Origin of the sequence: Streptomyces fodineus (genome assembly GCF_001735805.1) — a bacterium.
Classification (GTDB): domain Bacteria; phylum Actinomycetota; class Actinomycetes; order Streptomycetales; family Streptomycetaceae; genus Streptomyces; species Streptomyces fodineus.
In genome coordinates, this window is sequence record NZ_CP017248.1 from 7,653,932 (window position 1) to 7,673,380 (window position 19,449).

The 19,449-nt window shown below is 72.2% G+C and carries 23 protein-coding genes; 9 read left to right on the forward strand and 14 right to left on the reverse strand.

All coding sequences use genetic code 11. The features are described 5' to 3' along the window. Positions 1 to 101: 101 nt before the first annotated feature. Genes BFF78_RS33010 through BFF78_RS33020 form a run of 3 tightly spaced genes read left to right on the forward strand, consistent with a single transcriptional unit; the run spans position 102 to position 3,184 of the window. Positions 102 to 875: an SDR family oxidoreductase gene (locus BFF78_RS33010; protein ID WP_069781785.1), complete on the forward strand. Its 774-nt coding sequence runs from the start codon at positions 102 to 104 to the stop codon at positions 873 to 875. Further along, positions 872 to 2,548 carry a class I adenylate-forming enzyme family protein gene (locus BFF78_RS33015; protein ID WP_069781786.1) on the forward strand — a complete coding sequence of 559 codons (1,677 nt, stop codon included), beginning with the start codon at positions 872 to 874 and terminating at the stop codon, positions 2,546 to 2,548. Before BFF78_RS33010 ends, BFF78_RS33015 begins: the two co-directional genes overlap by 4 nt. 42 nt (positions 2,549 to 2,590) lie before the next feature. Next, positions 2,591 to 3,184: a TetR/AcrR family transcriptional regulator gene (locus tag BFF78_RS33020; protein WP_069781787.1), complete on the forward strand. Its 594-nt coding sequence runs from the start codon at positions 2,591 to 2,593 to the stop codon at positions 3,182 to 3,184. Between the two features lie 182 nt (positions 3,185 to 3,366). Here BFF78_RS33020 and BFF78_RS47455 read toward each other — a convergent pair whose 3' ends face one another. From BFF78_RS47455 to BFF78_RS33035, 4 genes are all read right to left on the reverse strand, one after another. Beyond that, on the reverse strand, positions 3,367 to 3,531 hold the full coding sequence (locus tag BFF78_RS47455) for a hypothetical protein (RefSeq protein WP_193433587.1): 165 nt from the start codon (positions 3,529 to 3,531) through the stop codon (positions 3,367 to 3,369). A gap of 105 nt (positions 3,532 to 3,636) precedes the next feature. Next, complete coding sequence (locus tag BFF78_RS33025) at positions 3,637 to 4,851, reverse strand: acyl-CoA dehydrogenase family protein (protein ID WP_069781788.1); 1,215 nt, start codon at positions 4,849 to 4,851, stop codon at positions 3,637 to 3,639. Positions 4,852 to 4,857: 6 nt separating this feature from the next. Next, on the reverse strand, positions 4,858 to 5,880 hold the full coding sequence (locus BFF78_RS33030) for a phosphotransferase family protein (protein WP_069781789.1): 1,023 nt from the start codon (positions 5,878 to 5,880) through the stop codon (positions 4,858 to 4,860). Positions 5,881 to 6,048: 168 nt separating this feature from the next. Further along, entirely contained in the window at positions 6,049 to 6,348 is a 300-nt protein-coding gene (locus BFF78_RS33035; protein ID WP_069781790.1) for a hypothetical protein, read from the reverse strand. Positions 6,349 to 6,466: 118 nt separating this feature from the next. On the opposite strand from BFF78_RS33035, the gene BFF78_RS33040 reads away from it, so the two are divergent. After that, positions 6,467 to 7,411 (forward strand): NADP-dependent oxidoreductase, encoded by a 945-nt coding sequence (locus tag BFF78_RS33040; protein WP_069781791.1) that lies wholly within the window; start codon positions 6,467 to 6,469, stop codon positions 7,409 to 7,411. Here the strand turns inward: BFF78_RS33040 and BFF78_RS33045 are convergent. The 4 genes from BFF78_RS33045 to BFF78_RS33060 are packed head-to-tail and all read right to left on the reverse strand — an operon-like array spanning position 7,408 to position 9,567. Next, entirely contained in the window at positions 7,408 to 7,731 is a 324-nt protein-coding gene (locus tag BFF78_RS33045; protein WP_069781792.1) for a DUF202 domain-containing protein, read from the reverse strand. The two genes, BFF78_RS33040 and BFF78_RS33045, sit on opposite strands and share 4 nt — an antisense overlap. After that, positions 7,719 to 8,111, reverse strand: a complete 393-nt coding sequence (locus tag BFF78_RS33050; protein WP_069781793.1) for a YidH family protein — start codon at positions 8,109 to 8,111, stop codon at positions 7,719 to 7,721. The genes BFF78_RS33045 and BFF78_RS33050 overlap by 13 nt, the downstream gene beginning before the upstream one ends. A gap of 21 nt (positions 8,112 to 8,132) precedes the next feature. Beyond that, complete coding sequence (locus tag BFF78_RS33055) at positions 8,133 to 8,648, reverse strand: NUDIX domain-containing protein (protein WP_069781794.1); 516 nt, start codon at positions 8,646 to 8,648, stop codon at positions 8,133 to 8,135. Between the two features lie 22 nt (positions 8,649 to 8,670). Then, positions 8,671 to 9,567, reverse strand: a complete 897-nt coding sequence (locus BFF78_RS33060) for a DMT family transporter (RefSeq protein WP_069783955.1) — start codon at positions 9,565 to 9,567, stop codon at positions 8,671 to 8,673. Between the two features lie 317 nt (positions 9,568 to 9,884). Between BFF78_RS33060 and BFF78_RS33065 the strand changes: the two genes are divergently transcribed. The 3 genes from BFF78_RS33065 (at position 9,885) to BFF78_RS33075 (ending at position 12,294) form a co-directional block, all read left to right on the forward strand. Further along, positions 9,885 to 10,871, forward strand: a complete 987-nt coding sequence (locus BFF78_RS33065) for a hypothetical protein (protein WP_069781795.1) — start codon at positions 9,885 to 9,887, stop codon at positions 10,869 to 10,871. An 84-nt stretch (positions 10,872 to 10,955) separates the two neighbouring features. Next, positions 10,956 to 11,684, forward strand: a complete 729-nt coding sequence (locus BFF78_RS33070; RefSeq protein WP_069781796.1) for a molybdopterin-dependent oxidoreductase — start codon at positions 10,956 to 10,958, stop codon at positions 11,682 to 11,684. Beyond that, on the forward strand, positions 11,668 to 12,294 hold the full coding sequence (locus tag BFF78_RS33075) for a cytochrome b/b6 domain-containing protein (RefSeq protein WP_069781797.1): 627 nt from the start codon (positions 11,668 to 11,670) through the stop codon (positions 12,292 to 12,294). The genes BFF78_RS33070 and BFF78_RS33075 overlap by 17 nt, the downstream gene beginning before the upstream one ends. Here BFF78_RS33075 and BFF78_RS33080 read toward each other — a convergent pair. Genes BFF78_RS33080 through BFF78_RS33095 form a run of 4 tightly spaced genes read right to left on the reverse strand, consistent with a single transcriptional unit; the run spans position 12,291 to position 16,069 of the window. Further along, positions 12,291 to 13,316 carry an L-idonate 5-dehydrogenase gene (locus BFF78_RS33080; protein ID WP_069781798.1) on the reverse strand — a complete coding sequence of 342 codons (1,026 nt, stop codon included), beginning with the start codon at positions 13,314 to 13,316 and terminating at the stop codon, positions 12,291 to 12,293. The two genes, BFF78_RS33075 and BFF78_RS33080, sit on opposite strands and share 4 nt — an antisense overlap. 21 nt (positions 13,317 to 13,337) lie before the next feature. Next, positions 13,338 to 14,099: an SDR family oxidoreductase gene (locus BFF78_RS33085; protein WP_069781799.1), complete on the reverse strand. Its 762-nt coding sequence runs from the start codon at positions 14,097 to 14,099 to the stop codon at positions 13,338 to 13,340. A 13-nt stretch (positions 14,100 to 14,112) separates the two neighbouring features. Continuing rightward, positions 14,113 to 15,510 carry a GntP family permease gene (locus BFF78_RS33090; protein WP_069781800.1) on the reverse strand — a complete coding sequence of 466 codons (1,398 nt, stop codon included), beginning with the start codon at positions 15,508 to 15,510 and terminating at the stop codon, positions 14,113 to 14,115. A gap of 40 nt (positions 15,511 to 15,550) precedes the next feature. Continuing rightward, the gene (locus tag BFF78_RS33095) at positions 15,551 to 16,069 is read right to left on the reverse strand and encodes a gluconokinase (protein WP_069781801.1); all 519 of its coding nucleotides are present in this window, start codon (positions 16,067 to 16,069) and stop codon (positions 15,551 to 15,553) included. Positions 16,070 to 16,211: 142 nt separating this feature from the next. Between BFF78_RS33095 and BFF78_RS33100 the strand changes: the two genes are divergently transcribed. After that, positions 16,212 to 16,913, forward strand: coding sequence for a FadR/GntR family transcriptional regulator (locus BFF78_RS33100; protein ID WP_069781802.1), 702 nt, complete (start codon positions 16,212 to 16,214; stop codon positions 16,911 to 16,913). Between the two features lie 6 nt (positions 16,914 to 16,919). Here BFF78_RS33100 and BFF78_RS33105 read toward each other — a convergent pair whose 3' ends face one another. Beyond that, a complete protein-coding gene (locus tag BFF78_RS33105) occupies positions 16,920 to 17,294 on the reverse strand; it encodes a YchJ family protein (protein ID WP_099054980.1) in 375 nt (124 codons plus the stop codon). Between the two features lie 86 nt (positions 17,295 to 17,380). Between BFF78_RS33105 and BFF78_RS33110 the strand changes: the two genes are divergently transcribed. Beyond that, positions 17,381 to 17,695 (forward strand): dsRBD fold-containing protein, encoded by a 315-nt coding sequence (locus BFF78_RS33110; RefSeq protein ID WP_069781804.1) that lies wholly within the window; start codon positions 17,381 to 17,383, stop codon positions 17,693 to 17,695. A 32-nt stretch (positions 17,696 to 17,727) separates the two neighbouring features. Here the strand turns inward: BFF78_RS33110 and polX are convergent, their stop codons facing one another. Then, a complete protein-coding gene (gene polX, locus BFF78_RS33115) occupies positions 17,728 to 19,449 on the reverse strand; it encodes a DNA polymerase/3'-5' exonuclease PolX (protein WP_069781805.1) in 1,722 nt (573 codons plus the stop codon).

The window sequence follows — 19,449 nt, forward strand, 5'->3', positions numbered from 1 at the left end:
TAGAGGTTGGCGCAGTCGCCCTTCCTTCACACATACCGACCGGTTAGTCTGGCCGGACCAGAGCCGATGCGCGCCGCGCAGAGTCGTGTCGAAGGAGACCCATGGTGGAAGCCGTGCAGGATGCGGGAGTGGTCGTCACCGGGGCGGGCGGCGGGATCGGCGCCGCGTTGGCCCGGCGGTTCGCCGCCGAGGGGGCCCGGGTCGTCGTCAACGACCTCGACGGCGAGAAGGCCAAGGCGGTGGCCGAGGAGATCGGTGGGATCGCCGTGGCGGGTGACGCCTCCGCGATCGTCGGCGACGCCCGGGACGCGCTCGGCGGCACCGTCGACGTCTACTGCGCCAACGCCGGTGTCGCCTTCGAGGACGGCGGCGCGGGCGGGCCGCTCGACGAGAGGTCCTGGGCGGTGTCCTGGGACGTCAATGTCATGGCACACGTACGCGCCGCCCATGAGCTGCTCCCGGACTGGCTGGAGCGCGGTCGCGGGCGGTTCGTGTCCACCGTGTCGGCCGCCGGGCTGCTCACCATGATCGGTGCCCCCTCCTACAGCGTCACCAAGCACGGCGCCTACGCCTTCGCCGAGTGGCTGTCGCTGACGTACCGCCACCGGGGTCTGAAGGTGCACGCGATCTGTCCGCAGGGTGTGCGGACGGACATGCTGGCCGCGACCGGCAGCGCGGGGGACCTGGTGCTCCATCCGACCGCGATCGAACCGGAGGCCGTCGCCGACGCCCTGTTCCGGGGCATCGGGGAGGACCGTTTCCTGATCCTGCCGCACCCCGAGGTGGCCGAGTACTACCAGGCGCGGGCCACCGAACCGGACCGCTGGCTGAGCGGCATGAACCACCTCCAGCGGAAGTGGGAGGAGGCCCGGTGAGCGCTTCCCGGTACGCGGACCGGCCCTGGCTGGCGCTGCTCGACGACGCCCAGCGCGGCCCGGTCGACCCCGCCGACTCGCTGGTCCACGCCCTGCGGACGGCCGTCGCCGAGGCGCCCGAGCGCACCTTCCTCGCCTACTTCGACGCCCGGCTGAGCTACCGCGAGGTGGACGGGCTCAGCGACTCCGTCGCCGCCCACCTCGCCGCGCGCGGGCTGGAGCGCGGGGACCGGGTGGCGGTGCTGCTGCAGAACTCCCCGCACTTCGTGCTCGCCGTCCTCGGCGCCTGGAAGGCCGGCGCGACCGTCGTCCCGGTCAACCCGATGTACAAGTCTGCCGAGATGGAGCACATCCTGCTCGACGGCGAGGTGGCCGCGCTGATCTGCTCCGACCGGGCCTGGGAGGCGTACCTCCGGAAGACGGCGGCCGGGGCGCCGGTGCGGGTCGTGCTCACCGCGAGCGAGTTGGACTTCCAAACCCGCAACGACGCGCGCGTGCTCGGCTTCGAGCGGCTGCCCCAGGCGCCGGACGCCGACGACCTCGTGACCGTCGCCCGGCAGGGCGGCAAGGCGCCCGAGGGCCGCGACCCGCGCCCGGACGACATCGCCCTGATCAGCTACACCTCCGGCACCAGCGGCACCCCCAAAGGCGCCACCAACACGCACGGCAACATCATGCACAACGCCGAACGGCAGCGGACCGGGCTCGCGCTGCCCGAGGCGCCCGCCTACTACGCGCTCGCGCCGCTGTTCCACATCACCGGCATGGTCTGCCAGTTCGGCGCCTGCCTGAACAGCGCCGGCACCCTGGTGCTCACCTACCGCTTCGAGCCCGGACTCGTCCTGGAGGCGTTCGCCGAGCACCGCCCGCACTACACGGTCGGCCCGTCCACCGCCTACATGGCGCTCGCCGCCCACCCGGACGCCACCCCGGAGCACTTCGCCTCCTTCGTGAACCTCTCCTCCGGCGGCGCGCCCGTGCCCCCGGCCCTGGTGGAGAGGTTCCGCGCGCGCTTCGGGCCGTACATCCGGGTCGGCTACGGCCTCACCGAGTGCTCCGGACCGAGCGCCGCCGTCCCGCCCGGCCTGGAGGCGCCCGTGGACCCGGTCTCCGGGACGCTGTCGGTGGGCGTGCCCGGCGCCGACACGGTCGTCAGGATCGTGGACGAGCAGGGCGAGGAGGTGCCCTTCGGGGAGCAGGGCGAGATCGTCGTACGAGGGCCCCAGGTGGTCCCCGGCTACTGGCGGCGCCCGGACGCCACCGCCGAGTCCTTCCCGGACGGCGAGCTGCGCACCGGCGACATCGGCTTCATGGACGCCCAGGGCTGGCTCTACGTCGTCGACCGCAAGAAGGACATGATCAACGCGTCCGGCTTCAAGGTGTGGCCGCGCGAGGTCGAGGACGTGCTGTACACCCACCCGGCGGTGCGCGAGGCGGCTGTCGTCGGCGTCCCCGACGGCTACCGTGGCGAGACCGTCAAGGCCTATATCAGCCTGCGTGCGGGCGCCGAGGCGGCCCCGGACGAACTCGCGGTGTACTGCAAGGAGAGACTGGCCGCCTACAAATACCCGCGTCAGGTGGAGATCCTGCCCGACCTGCCCAAGACGGCGAGTGGCAAGATCCTCCGTCGGGAGCTGCGTTCGCGCCGTTCCCGCGCAGACGACACCCGATAGGCATCACGACCCGATCAGCATCACGGAAGGCAGGTGGCGGCAGTGCCCAGGACGACGGACGGAGACGGGACGCCCGTTCCGCAGCGGCTGCTGGCCGCCGCCACCCGGCTCTTCGCGGAGCAGGGCTACGACCGCACCTCCGTGCAGGAGATCGTGGAGGCGGCCGGCGTCACCAAGGGGGCGCTGTACCACTACTTCGGCTCCAAGGACGACCTCCTGCACGAGGTGTACGCGCGCGTGCTGCGCATCCAGCAGGAGCGGCTGGACCACTTCGCCCGCATGGACGCGCCGGTGGAGGAACGGCTCAGAGCCGCCGCGGCGGACGTGGTCGTCACGACGATCGACAACCTCGACGACGCCATGATCTTCTTCCGGTCCATGCACCACCTCGGCCCGGAGAAGAACAAGCAGGTCCGCGCCGAGCGCCGGCGCTACCACGAACGGTTCCGCGCGCTGATCGAGGAGGGCCAGCGGGAAGGCGTCTTCTCCACGGCGACCCCGGCCGACCTGGTCGTGGACTACCACTTCGGCTCCGTCCACCACCTGTCGACCTGGTACCGCCCCGACGGCCCGCTCACCCCGCAGCAGGTCGCCGACCACCTGGCCGATCTGCTGCTGCGGGCGCTGCGCCCTTGACGCGGTGATACGGCGGCGAAGCCGCCGGGGGAGGGCGGCAAGCGCCGTACGGCCGTCTCCAGGCCCGACCCGGCGTGGACGTCGCCGAAGGCCGCCGCGGCGAGGTCCAGCTCGCCCGCGCGCAGCGCCTCGGTCGGCTCGGCGCCGGTCGCGTCCCGCGCGGACACCTGGACAGCGGGGAACTAGCGGTGGAAGGCGGCCAGTTCGGCGCGCAGGCCGACGCAGGTCAGCGTCTGGATCGTACCGACGGACACCCGGCCGGCGGCGGCCGCCCCGGCGACGGCCGCGACCGCGTCCCGGCCCGCCCCCGTGAGGCGGCGGCGGTGCTTTCTCTGCCCGGGGGACACCCCTGGTCCCCGGCGGGGCACCCCACGGAGAGGCTGCGGACGTGGCGCGCGCCGCATTCGGCACGCTCCACGTCCACACGCCCTCCCCTTGCCGCACAGCGCGGCTCAGGAGTGCTGCTGCAACTCCCGCCGCGCCAGCGACCGCTGGTGCACCTCGTCCGGGCCGTCGGCCAGCATCAGGGTGCGGGCGCTCGCGTACAGCTCGGCCAGCGGGAAGTCCTGGCTCACCCCGCCCGCGCCGTGCAGCTGGATGGCCCGGTCCAGGATGCCGACCACCGCACGCGGGGTGGCGATCTTGATGGCCTGGATCTCCGTGTGGGCGCCCTTGTTGCCGACGGTGTCCATCAGCCAGGCCGTCTTCAGCACCAGCAGCCGCAGCTGCTCGACGGTGACCCGGGCATCGGCGATCCAGTTCTGGACCACACCCTGCTGGGCCAGCGCCTTGCCGAACGCCGTACGGGACACGGCCCGCCGGCACATCAGCTCGATCGCCCGCTCGGCCATGCCGATCAGCCGCATGCAGTGGTGGATCCGGCCCGGGCCGAGCCGGGCCTGGGCGATGGCGAAGCCGCCGCCCTCCTCGCCGATCAGGTTGGTGACCGGCACGCGCGCGTGGTCGAAGATCACCTCGGCGTGCCCGCCGTGCGAGTGGTCCTCGTAGCCGAAGACCTGCATGGCGCGCTTGACGGTCACGCCCGGCGTGTCGCGCGGGACCAGGACCATCGACTGCTGACGGCGGATGTCGGCGCCGTCCGGGTCCGTCTTGCCCATCACGATGAAGATCTTGCAGTCCGGGTTCATCGCGCCGGAGATGTACCACTTGCGGCCGGTGATGAGGTAATCGTCGCCGTCCCGCTCGATGTGGGTGGTGATGTTGGTGGCGTCCGAGGAGGCCACCTCCGGCTCGGTCATCGCGAACGCCGAGCGGATCTCACCCGCCAGCAGCGGCTCCAGCCACTGCTTCTTCTGCTGCTCGTTGCCGAACTGCGCCAGCACCTCCATGTTCCCGGTGTCGGGCGCGGCGCAGTTCGTCGCGGTGGGCGCGAGATGCGGTGAGCGGCCGGTGATCTCGGCGAGCGGCGCGTACTGGAGGTTTGTCAGTCCGGCGCCGTTCTCGGCGTCCGGCAGGAACAGATTCCACAGGCCCTGCCGGCGGGCCTCGGCCTTCAGCTCCCCGACCACCGCCGGGGTGGCCCACGGCGAGGCGAGCCGGGCCCGCTGCTCCTCGGCGACCGCCTCGGCCGGGTACACGTACTCGTCCATGAAGGCGAGCAGCTTGGCGCGCATCTCCTCGGTGCGGGCGTCGAACGCGAAGTCCATGAGCGGTCAGCCTTCCTGAAGAGTGGTCAGTCCGTGGTCGATGAAGACGGGCACGAGGTCACCGATCCGGTCGAAGCCCCGCCCGACCGTCTGGCCCAGCGTGTACCGGTAGTGGATGCCCTCCAGGATCACGGCGAGCTTGAACCAGGCGAACGCCTCGTACCAGGAGACCGCCGACACATCCCGCCCGGAGCGCGCCGCGTACCGCTCGATCAGCTCCTGCGGGGACGGGTGCCCCGGCGCCTCGGCGGTGGTGGAGACAGGGGAGTCCGCCATGCCCAGCGGCCGGCTGTACATCACCAGCAGGCCCAGGTCGGTGAGCGGGTCGCCGAGCGTGGACATCTCCCAGTCGAGGATGGCCTTGATCCGGTCGTCGTCCCCGATCAGGACGTTGTCGAGCCGGTAGTCGCCGTGGACGACGGTGGGCGCGGGGGAGTGCGGCAGCTCCCGTCCCAGGGCCGCGTGCAGTTCGTCGATGCCGGCCAGGTCGCGGTTGCGGGAGGCGTCCAGCTGCTTGCCCCAGCGGCGCAGCTGCCGGTCCAGGAAGCCCTCGGGCCGGCCGAAGTCCTCAAGGCCCGCCTCGGCGGGGTCCACCGCGTGCAGCTCGACCAGCGTGTCCACCAGGGCCAGCACCGCGTCGCGAGTACGTTCGGCACCCAGCGGGGCCAGCTGCTGGGCGGTGCGGTACGGCGTGCCCTCGACGAACTCCATGACGTAGAACGGCGCCCCGAGCACCTCCTCGTCCTCGCACAGCAGCACCGGGCGCGGGACCGGCACCCGCGTCGGGTGCAGGGCGCTGATCACCCGGTGCTCGCGCTTCATGTCGTGCGCGGTGGCGAGGACATGGCCGAGCGGGGGTCGTCGTACGACCCACTTCGACGTGCCGTCGGACAGCGCGTAGGTGAGGTTCGACCGGCCGCCCTCGATCAGCCGGCCGGTCAGCGGGCCGGTGACCAGACCGGGGCGCTCACGGTCGAGCAGGGCGCGCAGCCGGTCCAGGTCGAGTCCGGGCGGGTGGTCGGCGCTCATACATCACTCCTACGAACGGATGAACAGGACGCGACTCATGATGCCGACCGGTCGGTATGTCGTCCAGTGCGCGTGCCCGGCAACGGGCCAAACGTGATCGGAGCCACGATATGCCGACGGCTCCCCGGCGCGCTGCCCGGGGAGCCGTCGGCCCTGTGCCTCGTGGGATCAGTGGTCGTCCCAGTGGCCGTCGTGCTCGGCGTGCCGGTGACCGTCGTGCAGGTAGTCGATGTGGTCGCCGTGCCACACCTGGGCGTGCCCGCACTCGTCGTAGTGCACGTGCTTGTGGTCCTCGTGGACGGTGTGCGCGGCCGGTTCGCACTCGTCCCAGTGGCCCTCGTGCTCGCGGTGCAGATGTCCGTCGTGCGCGTAGTCCAGGTGGTCGCCGTGCGGCACGGCGTTGTGCCCGCAGCCCGGACCGTGGCTGTGCGTGGCGTGCTCGGTGTGTTCCTGGTGAAGGGTGGTCATGAGGGTCACCTTCGGTGGGGGTACGGGATTCTCGGCGACGGACAGGCTACGCGGCAAAGCGGTATATATCGGTGCATACCGCTAGCGTGGCGTTCGAGTACCCCGGAGGGTCGAGGGCATGAAGGGCATCAGCTACCGCCGCTACGGCGGACCCGAGGTGCTGGAGTACGGCGAGGTGCGCGACCCGAAGGTCGGCCCCGACCAGGTGCTGGTCAAGGTCCGGGCGGCGGCCGTCAATCCGGTCGACTGGAAGTGCCGCGAGGGCCGGCTGGACGCGGTCCTCGACGCCGTCTTCCCGGTGGTCCCGGGCTGGGACGTCAGCGGGGTGGTCGTCCGGCCCGGCGTCTCGGTCACGGAGTTCGCCCCCGGGGACGAGGTCATCGGCTACTGCCGCGAGGACTTCCTCTCCCGCGGCACCTTCGCCGAGTACGTCGCCGCACCCGTGCGCACCCTGGCCCGCAAGCCGCGCAACCTCTCCTTCGAGCAGGCCGCAGGCCTCCCGCTCGCCGGGCTCACCGCCTACCAGGTGCTTGTCAAGGCGCTGAATCTCAAGCGCGGCGAGACCGTGCTGGTGCACGCGGCGGCCGGCGGGGTCGGCTCCCTCGCCGTGCAGATCGCCGCACACCTCGGCGCCCGGGTCATCGGCACGGCGAGCGAACGCAACCACGCCCATGTGCGGGGCCTCGGCGGCGAGCCGGTGACCTACGGCGAGGGCCTGGGCGAACGGGTGCGCCGGCTCGCCCCCGAGGGCGTCGACGCGGTCTTCGACACCGTCGGCGGCGACACCCTGCGGACCTCGGTCGGCCTGCTCGCCCCCAAGGGCCGGCTGGCGTCGATCGCCGACCCGGAGGTGCTGGGCCACGGCGGCCGCTACTGCTTCGTCCGCCCGGACGCCGAGGACCTCACGCGGCTGACGGAACTCGTGGAACAGGGCGCCGTGTCCGTGCCCGTCCAGGAGACCTTCCCGCTGGAGCGCACGGCGGACGCGCACCGGCTGAGCCAGGAGGGCCGCACCCGCGGCAAGATCGTGGTCACCGTGGACCCGGGCGGCGAGGGGAGTTAGACGACCAGCACGGCCGCGCACACCGCCAGCGCCACCGCGCACAGCACCGCGGCGGTCGCGTGCCGGGGAGCGAGCGCCGGCGGGCGGGTGCGGGTCGCAAGGGCCCGGATCCGGCGGTGGGCCACCCCCAGAAAGCCCAGGAAGAGCCCACAGCACAGGGCACAGACGGTGACCGCGGTGACCGAGGCGCCACCGTGCAGGGCGGTCTTGACCGCGAGTACGGCGGCCACGGCGGCCGAGAGGGTCGTACGACGCCACGCCAGCCGGGTGCGCTCCGGTTGCAGCCCCGGGTCGCGCCGGGCCGTGCTCACCCCGCCCATCCGGCGAGCACCACCACGACCATCACCAGGGCCACCACCGCGACGACGAGGCTCAGCACCGCCGGGAACCGGGACGCGGGCAGGTCCTCGCCGCGCCGGATCGCCCGCTCGCAGCGCACCCAGTGGTTCACCGCGCGCAGGGAGCACAGCACACCGGCGCCGAGCAGCGCGAGCGCGAGACCGACCCGCCACGCCCAGCGCAGGTGAGGCAGGAACTGGTCCACCGCGAATCCGCCGCCGATCAGCGCGAGCGCCGTGCGCAGCCAGGCGAGGAAGGTGCGCTCGTTGGCCAGCGAGAACCGGTAGTCGGGCGTGCCGCCCTCGTCCCGCACCTGCTCCGGCGCGAACCACAGCCGGATGTTCGTCACGAATTCGCTCACGCCGCCGACCCTACCGGCGCCTCACCCACCGCTCCGGAACACCTTCAGCCTCTCGTACGCCGCCAGCCCGTCCGGCACCCACTCCCACTCGCCGAGCCGCCGCTCGACCTCCTCCTCGGGCAGGAAGGCGTGCCACTGGACCTCCTCCGCCTGGGGCCGTACGGGCAGCTCGCAGCGCACCTCGTACACCGCCGACCACCAGCTGTTCCCGGCCCCGTCGTCGTACAGGAACTTGAAGAGGTACGTCGGCTGGGGGAGCCCCGTCACCCCCAGTTCCTCCTCGGCCTCGCGCAGGGCCGCCTCGGCGTAGGACTCGCCCGCCCCGACGACCCCGCCGACGAACATGTCGTACAGGGCCGGGAAGACCAGTTTGGTGGCCGTGCGCCGGTGCACGAAGAGCCGGCCGGCCGCGTCCCGGGCCTGGATGAACACGCAGCGGTGGCGCAGTCCCCGGGCGTACGCCTCGCCGCGCGGGTACTGGGCGATCACCCGGTCGTTCTCGTCGACGATGTCGAGGATCTCGTCAGCAGGGTTCATGCCCTCATCCAAGCAGGCGGTGTCAGCGCCGCTGCAGGTCCCGGGCCGAGGGCTCCGTCTCCGCCGTGCCGCATGGCATCGCCGGGTGCAGCCCGAGCAGCACGATGCCCGCGACGACCGCCGCGAGCCCGGCCGCCTCCCAGGCCAGCGCCCCGGTGTCGGTGCGCAGCCGGTCACCGAGGAAGCCGACCCCGCACAGGATCCCGGCGAGCGGCTCGGCGGCCGTCAGCGCGGGCAACGACATGCGCAGCGGGGCCGTCTCGAAGGCGCTCTGCACCAGGAGCAGCCCGGTGGCCCCGCACACCAGCACGCCGTACGGCTGCCAGCCGGTGAACAGCTCGGTGAAGCCGCCCTCGGAGAAGCGGGTGCCGCTCACCCGGGTCAGCGCGTCCTGCACGCCGTAGAGCAGCCCGGCGGCGGTGGCCAGCAGCACCGGTCCCCAGCTCAGCCGGGAGCGCTTGCCGTACGTCGTGAGTACCAGGGCCGCGCCCACCATGGCGCCGATGATCAGCCAGTGCCGCAGCGGATCGGAGATGGCGCTGCCGGCCCGTGGCTCACCCGCCATGATGAACGCGCTCACCCCGCCCGCGAGCAGCAGCAGCCCCGCCCAGCCCTGGCGGCCCAGGGACTGCTTGGTCTGATGCCGGGAGAGGGCCAGCGCGAACAGCAGGTTGGTCGCGAGCAGCGGTTCGACCAGGGAGATCTCGCCCTCGCCGAGGGCGATCGCGCCGAGCACCATACCGGCGATCATCAGCCCGAGCCCGCCCAGCCAGCGCGGCACCCGCACCAGGTCGAGCAGCAGCCGGAAGGACAGGAAGTCGCTGAGCGGTGCCTTCTGCGCGGCGTCCTGCTGGAGCACGAACCCGAAGCCCAGGCAGCAGGCAGCGCTCACGGCGAGAAGGAGAACCAGAACGGACACGCTGCGTACCTCGATCATCCGGCCGGACCACGGGTGCGTAGTGGCCGACTGTAGCGTCCCCGGTACGGCAAAGACCCGGAAGAACGCGGAACAGGGCGGTTGATTCGCCATGGTCCGTGGCCCGGCCGCCCGGCGCCATGGCGTACGCCACAGAAATCCACCCACGCCGGGAACCACCTGCGGGGAGTTCCCCAAGTTCCCTGTGAACAACGGTGGTTGAACGCAACAACAGCCCTGTTCGGCTTGACGCAAACCTTGGCTGGGGGTTTGCTGTGCGTGATCGGTCGATGGCAGCCCGAGAAACAGGAAGTCCTGCGGTGCCTCCACTCCCACCCCTGCTCGGCGCGCACCGGGCCCCCACGGAATCGTCCGGCGACACCGCCCCGGACGACTCCGGCGCCTTCGACGACGCCCTCGACGACGCCGAACTGCGCACCGCCCGTGCCGCGTTGGCCCAGGGCCGGCGCCAAGCCGCCCGCTCCCTGCTGCTGCACACCGGCGACGACTGGGACCGCCGCGGCCACCGCCTCACCGTGCTCGCCCGGGAACCGTACGCCGCGGCCTGGGCCCGCGACTGGCTGCACGCCGAACCGGACTCCGTCGACGCCGCCGTGCTCTACGCGCTCGCCCAGGTCCAGCGCGCCCTGCGCGGCAAGGAGGACCCCGACCAGGCCCGCGAGGCCTGCGCCGGCGCCGCCGAGCACGCCCCCGCCGACCCCACCCCCTGGCTCGGCCTGCTCTTACTGGCCCGCACGCTCGGCCCCGAGCGGGAGGTACTGGGTGCCTTCGCCGAGCTGCGCCGCCGCCACCCCGAGCACCACCACGCCCACCATCTGCTCCTCGCCCGCCTCGCCGAACGGCCCGCCGGCGGCCGGGCCGCCGAGCACCACGAGGCGTACGACCTCGCCGAGCTGGCCGCCGCCGAGGCCCCGGCCGACTCCCCCCTTGCAGTCCTGCCGGTCGTCGCCTACGCCGAGCGCTACCGGGTCCTCGCCGCCACCGGACTGGCCCCGGCCGACCCCGCCGCCTCCGGGCACTGGTCCGGGCCCAGGGCCCGCCGGATCCTGCGTGCCTGCTTCGACTGGTGGCTGGAGTGGGAGCACGACGAACACCCCCGCCGCCACATCGACCTCAACCACCTCGCCTTCGCCCTGTCCTGCGCCGGCCGCCCGGCCGAGGCGGCGGCCCTGTTCCAGCGCATCGGCCGGCACGCCACCGCGGCCCCCTGGTCCTACGTCCACGGCGACCCCCGCGCGGCCTTCCGGGCGGCCCGCACCCGCGCGCTGAACGGCACGGCCCGCTGAGACGTACGTAGGAAGTGATTACAGAACCCTGACCAGTGACCGGATCCCCTGGCCCCCCGGGGCCCCGAGTGCTCGAATGAACGCGTGAACTCTGAACAATCCGAGGAACAGGACGGCCGGCCCGTCGGCCGCCGTGTCTTCCTCGGCACCCTCGGCCTGGGCGCGCTCGGCGTGGTCGCCGCGCCCACGCTGCAACGCGGCCTGGAGGGCTTCCTCGGCGCCGTCGCCGGCAAGGACCCGACGGGCCTGACCGGCCTGCTGCCGAACGGCGGCGGCTTCCGCTACTACTCCGTCGCCGCGTCGGTGCCGCGGCTGAAGGCCACGGACTACCACCTGAAGATCGGCGGCCTGGTCGACCGCCCGCACACCTACACCCTGGCCGATCTGCGCGCCCTGCCGCAGACCCGGCTGGTCAAGGACGTCCAGTGCGTCACTGGCTGGCGGGTCCCCGGCACCCCCTTCGAAGGCGTCCGCCTCTCCCACCTCCTCGACGCGGCCGGAGTCCGCTCCACCGCGAAGGCGATCCGCTTCACCTGCTTCGACGGCACCTACAGTGAGAGTCTCACCCTCGACCAGGCCCGCCGCCCGGACGTCCTGGTCGCCCTGCGCATGCAGGACAAGGACATCTCCCACGACCACGGCGGCCCGGTCCGCCTCTACGTCGCCCCCATGTACTTCTACAAGTCGGCCAAGTGGCTCTCCGGGATCACGGTCACCGACCGGGTCGAGCCCGGCTACTGGGAGAACCTCGGCTACGACGTCGACGCCTGGGTCGGCCGCTCGAACGGACGGACCGATGAGCCTACGAGCTGAGACCCCGGCCCCGCCCGGCGCCCGCGTCCGCCGCTTCGGCCGGGCCCCACGCTGGGTGCACCGCGGCACGGCCGCGCTGATGGGCGTCTGCGTGGCCACGGCCGCCGTCCTCTACATCCCCCAGCTGGCGATCCTGGTCGGCCGCCGGGAACTGGTCGTCCGTATCCACGAGTGCGCCGGACTCGCCCTCCCCGTGCCGGTCCTGCTGGGCCTGGCCTCCCGGGCCTTCCGTGCCGACCTGCGCTTCCTCAACCGCTTCGGCCCGCACGACCGCGTCTGGCTGCGCGCAGCCCTGCGCCGCGACAAACGCCACTCCTCACGCCCCGCGGGCAAGTTCAACGCCGGCCAGAAGATCTACGCCGCCTGGATCGCCGGCGCCACGCTGGTCATGCTCGGCACCGGCCTGATGATGTGGTTCACCCACCTCGCGCCCCTGGTCTGGCGCACCTCCGCGACCTTCGTCCACGACTGGCTGGCCCTGACGATCGGCGTGGTCCTGGCCGGCCACATCGGCATGGCCCTGGGCGACCCGGAGGCGCGACGGGGCCTGCGCACGGGAACGGTGAGCAGGCAGTGGGCGGAGCGGGAACACCCGCTCTGGCGCCCCTAGTTCCCGAACTCCAGCAACACCTTGCAGGACCGGCCCCGATCACCGGCCAGCTCGAACCCGGCCTCGGCATCCCGCACCGGAACCACCGCACTGACCAGCCCGTCGAACTCCCCCCTCGCGGCCAGCAGTTCCAGCGCGTCCTCGAACCCGGCGCCGAACCGGAACGAGCCCCGCAGCTCGATCTCCCGGCTCACCAGCAGATTCCCGGCGAACACGGACTGCCCCGGCGGCAGCATCCCGAGCTGTACGACCACACCGCCGCGCCGCACCCGCCGCAGACACGCGTCGAGCCCGGCCGCGACCCCCGACGCCTCCACGGCCACGTCCACCTCCCCGGGCCACCCCGCATCACCCGGATCGTCGGCCCGTACCAGCGTGTCGGCCCCGGCCACGGCCGCGTACCCGAGGGCCTGAGGCACCGGATCGGTCACCGTCACCCGGGCCGCGCCGCCCGCCTTCGCCGCCGCGACCACCAGACACCCGATCGGCCCCGCCCCGGTCACCAGCACATGCCCGCCGGACACGTCCCCGGCCCGCCGCACCGCGTGCAGCGCCACCGACAGCGGCTCGGCGAGCGCGGCCCGCCGCAGCGCGAGTCCGGCCGGCAGCGCCCTCAACTGCCCGGCCGGTACGGCGATCCGCTCGGCGAAGGCGCCCTGGACATGCGGAAAGCGGGCCGCGCTGCCCAGATATCGGGTGTCCCGGCACACGTTCGCCCGCCCGCCGGCGCACTCCGGGCAGCGCCCGCACGGGGTGGCGGGGTGCACGGCAACGGCCGTACCCGGTGCGGGACCCGTGGCCGAATCGCCGTAGGACACCACCGTGCCCACCACCTCGTGCCCGAGCACCATCGGCTCCCGGAGGCGGAAGTCCCCGACCCCGCCGTGCCGCCAGTAGTGCAGATCCGAGCCGCACACCCCGCCGTAGCGGACGGCCACCAGGGCCTCGCCGGGCCCGGGTTCGGGCGAGGGCAGCTCCTCCACCCGCAGCTCGCCCGCGCCGTGGATCACACAACCCAGCATTCCCGCAGCCCCTTTCCGAGGTCAGAGCACGCTCGTCATGCCGCCGTCGACGTACAGCATCTGGCCGTTGACGAAGTCGGAGGCCGCCGAGGCGAGGAAGAGCAGGCCGCCGACCAGGTCCCTGGGCAGGCCCCAGCGGCCGGCCGGGGTGCGCCGGCGGACCCAGGCGCTGAACTCCCCGTCCGTCACGAGCGGCCGGGTCAGCTCGGTCTCGATGTAACCGGGGCCGAGGCCGTTGACCTGGACGCCGTACGGCCCCCAGTCCGCGCACATGCCCTTGGTGAGCATCTTCAGCCCGCCCTTGGTGGCGGCGTACGGCGCGATGCCGGGCCGGACGACCTCGCTCTGCAGCGAGCAGATGTTGATGATCTTGCCGTGGCCGCGTTCCGTCATCCGCCCGGCGGCCTCGCGGCCGACGAGGAACGCGCTGGTGAGGTTGGTGTCCAGGATCCGGTGCCAGTCGCGGTCCGTGAACTCCAGCAGGGGTGCGCGCAGTTGCATGCCCGCGTTGTTCACGAGGATGTCGAGCGGGCCCACCCGCTCCTCGGCCTCGGCGATCCCGGCGGCCACGGCCGGACCGTCGGTCACGTCGAAAACCGCCGTACGGACGTCGCCCGGCAGTTCCGCCGCGGCCTCGGCCAGCCGGCCGGTGTCGCGCCCGTTGAGGACCACCGTGCAGCCCGCCTCGGCCAGGCCCCGGGCCAGCGCGAGGCCTATGCCCCGGCCGGACCCGGTGACCAGGGCCGTACGGCCGCTGATGTCGAAGAGCGGGTGAGCCGTCATCGTCGTAGCGCCCCTATATGACCAGCGACAGCAGCAGGACCAGGCCGCCGGCCACCACCGAGATGATCGTCTCCATCACCGACCAGGTCTTGACGGTCTGCCCGACGCTGAGCCCGAAGTACTCCTTCACCAGCCAGAATCCGGCGTCGTTGACATGGCTGAAGAAGAGCGAGCCGGCGCCGATGGCGAGGACCAGCAGGGCGGTGTGGGTGGTCGACATGCCGGCCGCGAGGGGGGCCACCAGGCCCGCCGCCGAGACCGTCGCCACCGTCGCCGAACCCGTGGCCAGCCGGATCGCGACCGCGATCAGCCAGGCCAGCAGCAGCGCCGGGATCGACCAGCTCTTGGAGATGTCCAGGATCATCTGGCCCACGCCGGAGTCGATCAGCGTCTGCTTGAAGCCGCCGCCGGCGCCGACGATCAGCAGGATGCCGGCGATCGGCATCAGGCCCTTGTCGACGGTCTGCTGCAGCCGCTCCTTGCTGAACCCGGCGGGCCGGCCCAGCGTGAAGAAGCCGACGATCACCGCGGCGAGCAGCGCGATCAGCGGGGAGCCGATGATGTCGAAGACCCGCTGGTTCATGTCGGTGGGGTCGTCGACGACGATGTCGACCAGCGCCTTGGCCAGCATCAGCACCACCGGCAGCAGCACGGTGGCGAGCGTCGCGCCGAATCCGGGACGGCGCTGAAGCTCCTCCGAGGCGCGCTGCGGCAGCATGCGGTCGGGCGCGGGCACGTCCACCCAGCGGGCGGCGACCTTGGAGAACAGCGGACCGGCGACGACCACCGTCGGGACGGCGACCAGGATGCCGAGCGCCAGGGTCACGCCCAGGTTGGCCTTGACCGCGTCGATCGCGACGAGCGGGCCGGGGTGCGGCGGGATCAGGCCGTGCATCACGGACAGACCGGCGAGTGCCGGGACGCCGATGCGCATCAGGGAGTAGTTGCCGCGCTTGGCGACCATCAGCACGACCGGGATCAGCAGCACGATCCCGACCTCGAAGAACAGTGGGAGACCGATCACGGAGGCGATGAGCACCATCGCCCACGGCATGGTGCGCCCGCCGGCCTTGGCGAGGATCGTGTCCACGATCTGGTCGGCGCCGCCGGAGTCGGCGAGGAGCCTGCCCAGGATCGCCCCGAGCGCGATCAGGACGCCCACGCCGGCCACGGTGGTGCCGAGCCCGGTGGTGAAACTGGTGATGGCCTTGTCGAGCGGCGCTCCGGCGACCGCCCCGAGCGCCAGTGACCCGATGGTCAGCGCCAGGAAGGCATGGAGCTTGAACTTGGTGATGAGCAGGACGATCACGGCGATGCCCACCAGGACGGCGATGCCCAGCTGGGCGTGTCCGGCGGAGGTGATCGGCGGAGGTGCGTCCGCTGCCAGCATCTCGACGCTGAGTCTGGTCACGGGGGTTCCCTTGCGATGACGGGGGGACGGGGGTGAGGTGCTACTCGGATGCCACGGGAAGCGCGTCCAGCGCCCGCACGGCGCGCTCGGTGATCTCCTCGGGGCTGCCGCCGACGTCCACGGCGACTCCCGCCTCGTCCGGCTCCAGGGGCTGCAGCGTGGCGAACTGGGAGTCCAGCAGCGCGGTCGGCATGAAGTGCCCCTGCCGCTGCCTCATCCGGTCCTCGATCAGCTTCCGGTCGCCGGTGAGGTGCACGAAGACGACACCGGGAGCGGCGGCCCTGAGGCGGTCGCGGTACGACCGCTTCAGCGCCGAGCTGCTGACCACCCCGCCCAGTCCGGCCCGCCCGTGCGCCCAGTGGCCGATGGCGTCCAGCCAGGGCCACCGGTCGCTGTCGTCGAGCGGGATCCCGGCCGACATCTTGTCGATGTTGGCCTGCGGGTGGAAGTCGTCGCCCTCGGCGTACGGGACGCCCAGCCGCGCGGCGAGCAAGGGACCGATCGTGGTCTTGCCCGTCCCCGCGACGCCCATCACGACGACGACCTGGGGGGTTCGCATGAACTGCCTCGCTGTCTTCCTTCGGCATCCGACGCCACATCGGCGTCGCCACACTGAAGCCCATTAGGTACGACGAATTCAAGGGTCTGTGACATATAAGTCTGACTTTTTCGGCGGGTGATCCACGCCGTACGCTGAGTGCATGACCACACCGGGCCGGGGGCTGCACGGCCGTGTTCTGGACACCCTGGGCCCCGCGATCACCGCGGGCGAGTACCCGCCGGGCAGCGTTCTGCGCACGGACGAACTCGCACAGCACTTCGAGGTGTCACGCTCCGTGATGCGTGAGGCGGTGCGTGTGCTGGAGTCGATGCACCTGGTCGAGTCCCGCCGCCGGGTGGGCGTGACCGTCCGCCCGAAGGCCGAGTGGAACGTCTACGACCCGCAGGTCATCCGCTGGCGCCTGGCGGGCGCCGACCGCCCGCACCAGCTGCGCTCACTGACCGTGCTGCGCTCGGCGGTCGAACCGGTCGCGGCCGGCCTCGCCGCCAGGCACGCCACGGCGCAGCAGTGCGCCGAACTCACCGAGTGCGCGCTCGGCATGGTCGCCAACTCACGCGGCCACAAACTGCAGGAGTACCTGGTCCACGACATCGCCTTCCACCGGGTCATCCTGAGCGCCTCGGGCAACGAGATGTTCGCCCGGCTCGGCGATGTCGTCGCGGAGGTCCTGGCCGGACGCACCCATCACGAGGTCATGTTCGAGGACCCCGACCCGGCGGCGGTCACCCTGCATGTGCAGGTGGCGGAGGCGGTCCGCGCGGGCGACGCGGCCCGCGCCGAACAGCTGACCAGGGAGATCACCGTGGGCGCCCTGCAAGAACTGGACATCCTGGCGCCCTGACCGGGGCTACTGAAGGAAGTCCCCGTCCACGTACACCCACGCCCCGTCGACCCGCTCGAACCGGCTCCGCTCGTGCAGCGAACCTCCCCGGTAGGAGGCGCGGAACGTCACCGTGCCCGTGCTGTGGAAGGCGGACCCGTCGGTGGTCTCCAGGATCTCCAGGCCCGTCCACCTCATCCGCGGATCGAGCTCCAGCCGCTCGGGCCGCGTCCCCGGATGCCAGGTGCGCAGCAGATACCCCGCGTCCCCCTTCACGAACGCGCAGTACCGCGACCGCATGAGCAGCTCGGCGGTCGGCGCGGCGGCCGGCCCCGTGTGGAAACGGCCACAGCAGGCGTCGTAGGGCTGGGGGAGTCCGCAGGGGCAGGTGCGCGAGGTCATGGGCCACATTCTGCCCGCACCAGGGGAGGCGTCCGCCCGGGGCCGGATGCACAGTGGAAGGGCAGTGCGGCACCGGGAGGTGGACCATGACCCGACCTGTGACGAGCCGTCCTCCGGCCGTCAAGGAGTGGCGGCTGAACCTGTACCTCTCCGAGCGCGACCCGGACACCACCGCCCGGATCATCCTCGACACCGGCGACAACGTCCTGGAGAGCCACGCGGAGGCCCGCCGCAACCCGTACGACCCCGACGTACCGGAGATAGGCGACGAACTCGCCGCCGGACGTGCCCTGATCGCCATGGGCCGCAGGCTGCTGCGCGCCGCCGACGGGGACATCAGGGCGGTGGGAGCGTCCGACGCGGAGGAGGACCTGTCACCCCTGTGGCTGGACCGGGAATGACGCCCCGGAAGGACGCCCCGGAATGACGCCCCTCACCTCCCCTTGCGCAGGAAGCGGCGCAACCTCGTCAGCGGCCAGGTGTTGATCACGTCGTCCCGGGTGAGCCAGCCGCGCTGCGCGGTGCCGACGCCGTAACGCAGTTGCGCGAGATGCGGGATGGAGTGGGCGTCGGTGTTCACGGCGAACTTCACGCCGTGCTCCCGGGCGCGCAGGATGTCCTCGTCGCGCAGGTCCAGGCGGTCCGGCTGGGCGTTGACCTCCAGCGCGGTGCCGGTGCGCGCGCAGACCGCGAACACCTCGTCCCAGTCGGCGTCGACCCCCGCCCGCTTGCCGATCAGCCGGGTCGTCGGGTGCCCGAGGATGTTGACGTACGGGTTCTCGCAGGCCCGCAGCAGCCGCCGGGTCATCGCCTTGCGGCCCAGGTCGAAGTGCGAGTGGAGGGAGGCCACGCACAGGTCGAAACCGGCCAGGAACTCCTCGGGCCAGTCCACCCCGCCGTCCGGATCGATGTTGAGCTCCGTGCCGTGCAGCAGCCGCATCCTGTGGTGGGTGCCGTCCAGCTCCCGCAGCCGCTCCCGCTGGGCGAGGATCTTCTCGTCGGTCATGCGCTGCATGTACAGGTTGGGCGCGTGGTCCGTCACGGCGTAGTACGTGTAACCGCGCTCGGCGGCCGCCGCCACCATCTCCTCCAGCGGGGCCAGCCCGTCCGTGAGATCGGTGTGGGTGTGCAGGTCACCCCGGATGTCCTTCTCGGTCACCACCTCGGGCAGCTCCCCGTGCAGGGCCGCCTCGATCTCCCCGCGGTCCTCCCGCAGCGCAGGCAGGATCCACGGCAGCCCGAGCCGGTCGTACACCTCCTCCTCGGTGCGGGAGGCCAGCGAGTTGCCGCTCTCGGCGTCGAACAGGCCGTACTCGGACAGCTTCAGCCCCTGGTGCACGGCGATGGTGCGGGTACGGATGTTGTGCGCCTTGGAACCGGTGAAATACTGCATCCCGGCGCCCCACGACTCCGGCGGCAGCACCCGCAGATCGACCTGGAGCCCCTTCGCGGTGCGCACCGACGTCTTCTTCGTGCCCCGCGCGATGACCTCGGCGGTGGCCGGCAGCTCGCACAGCGCCGCCATGAACGGCTCCGACCGTTTCGCCGCGACGATGACGTCCAGATCCCCGACGGTCTCCCGCATCCGGCGCAGCGAGCCGGCATACGCGCAGCGCTTGCATCCGGTCACCTCGGACAGCTCGGCGACGATCTCCTCGGCGGTGTCCAGGGCCAGCGACAGCGGCACCCGGGCGCCCGCCCGCTGGAGCAGCTCGATGCCGTGCCGGATGTTGTCCTGCGTCTTCTCGCCGAAGCCCTTCAGGTCCGCCAGCGCGTCCGCCTCGATCGCCGCGGCCAGCTCGCCGACCGAGGAGATGTGCAGGTCCTCGTAGAGCCGCAGCGCCTTCTTCGGGCCCAGGGTGGGGATCGTGATCAGCTCCCGCACCCCGGCGGGGATCTTCGCCCGGCGCTCCTCGACCACCGCCATCTTCCCCGTGCGCAGGTACTCGGCCACCTTGTCGGCGATCGACTTCCCCACGTTCGGGATCTCCTTCAGCCCGTCCTCGTCGAGCTTGGAGACGTCGGCCGGATACCCGCCGATGGCACGCGCCGCCTTCTCGTAGGCGCGCGCCTTGAAGGCGTCGCCTCCCGTGATCGCGATGAGGTCCGCGTACTCCTGCAGGAGCGCCTCGACCTCCTCATTGGGCCGGGCCAC

Coding starts and splice junctions, on each gene's coding strand:
- BFF78_RS33100 (WP_069781802.1), top strand. CDS start 16,212: ATGACCACACCGGGCCGGGGGCTGCACGGCCGTGTTCTGGACACCCTG.
- BFF78_RS33080 (WP_069781798.1), bottom strand. CDS start 13,316: ATGCTGGGTTGTGTGATCCACGGCGCGGGCGAGCTGCGGGTGGAGGAG.
- BFF78_RS33010 (WP_069781785.1), top strand. CDS start 102: ATGGTGGAAGCCGTGCAGGATGCGGGAGTGGTCGTCACCGGGGCGGGC.
- BFF78_RS33040 (WP_069781791.1), top strand. CDS start 6,467: ATGAAGGGCATCAGCTACCGCCGCTACGGCGGACCCGAGGTGCTGGAG.
- BFF78_RS33030 (WP_069781789.1), bottom strand. CDS start 5,880: ATGAGCGCCGACCACCCGCCCGGACTCGACCTGGACCGGCTGCGCGCC.
- BFF78_RS33045 (WP_069781792.1), bottom strand. CDS start 7,731: ATGGGCGGGGTGAGCACGGCCCGGCGCGACCCGGGGCTGCAACCGGAG.
- BFF78_RS33105 (WP_099054980.1), bottom strand. CDS start 17,294: ATGACCTCGCGCACCTGCCCCTGCGGACTCCCCCAGCCCTACGACGCC.
- BFF78_RS33035 (WP_069781790.1), bottom strand. CDS start 6,348: ATGACCACCCTTCACCAGGAACACACCGAGCACGCCACGCACAGCCAC.
- BFF78_RS33075 (WP_069781797.1), top strand. CDS start 11,668: ATGAGCCTACGAGCTGAGACCCCGGCCCCGCCCGGCGCCCGCGTCCGC.
- BFF78_RS33055 (WP_069781794.1), bottom strand. CDS start 8,648: ATGAACCCTGCTGACGAGATCCTCGACATCGTCGACGAGAACGACCGG.
- BFF78_RS33025 (WP_069781788.1), bottom strand. CDS start 4,851: ATGGACTTCGCGTTCGACGCCCGCACCGAGGAGATGCGCGCCAAGCTG.
- BFF78_RS33110 (WP_069781804.1), top strand. CDS start 17,381: ATGACCCGACCTGTGACGAGCCGTCCTCCGGCCGTCAAGGAGTGGCGG.
- BFF78_RS33085 (WP_069781799.1), bottom strand. CDS start 14,099: ATGACGGCTCACCCGCTCTTCGACATCAGCGGCCGTACGGCCCTGGTC.
- BFF78_RS33095 (WP_069781801.1), bottom strand. CDS start 16,069: ATGCGAACCCCCCAGGTCGTCGTCGTGATGGGCGTCGCGGGGACGGGC.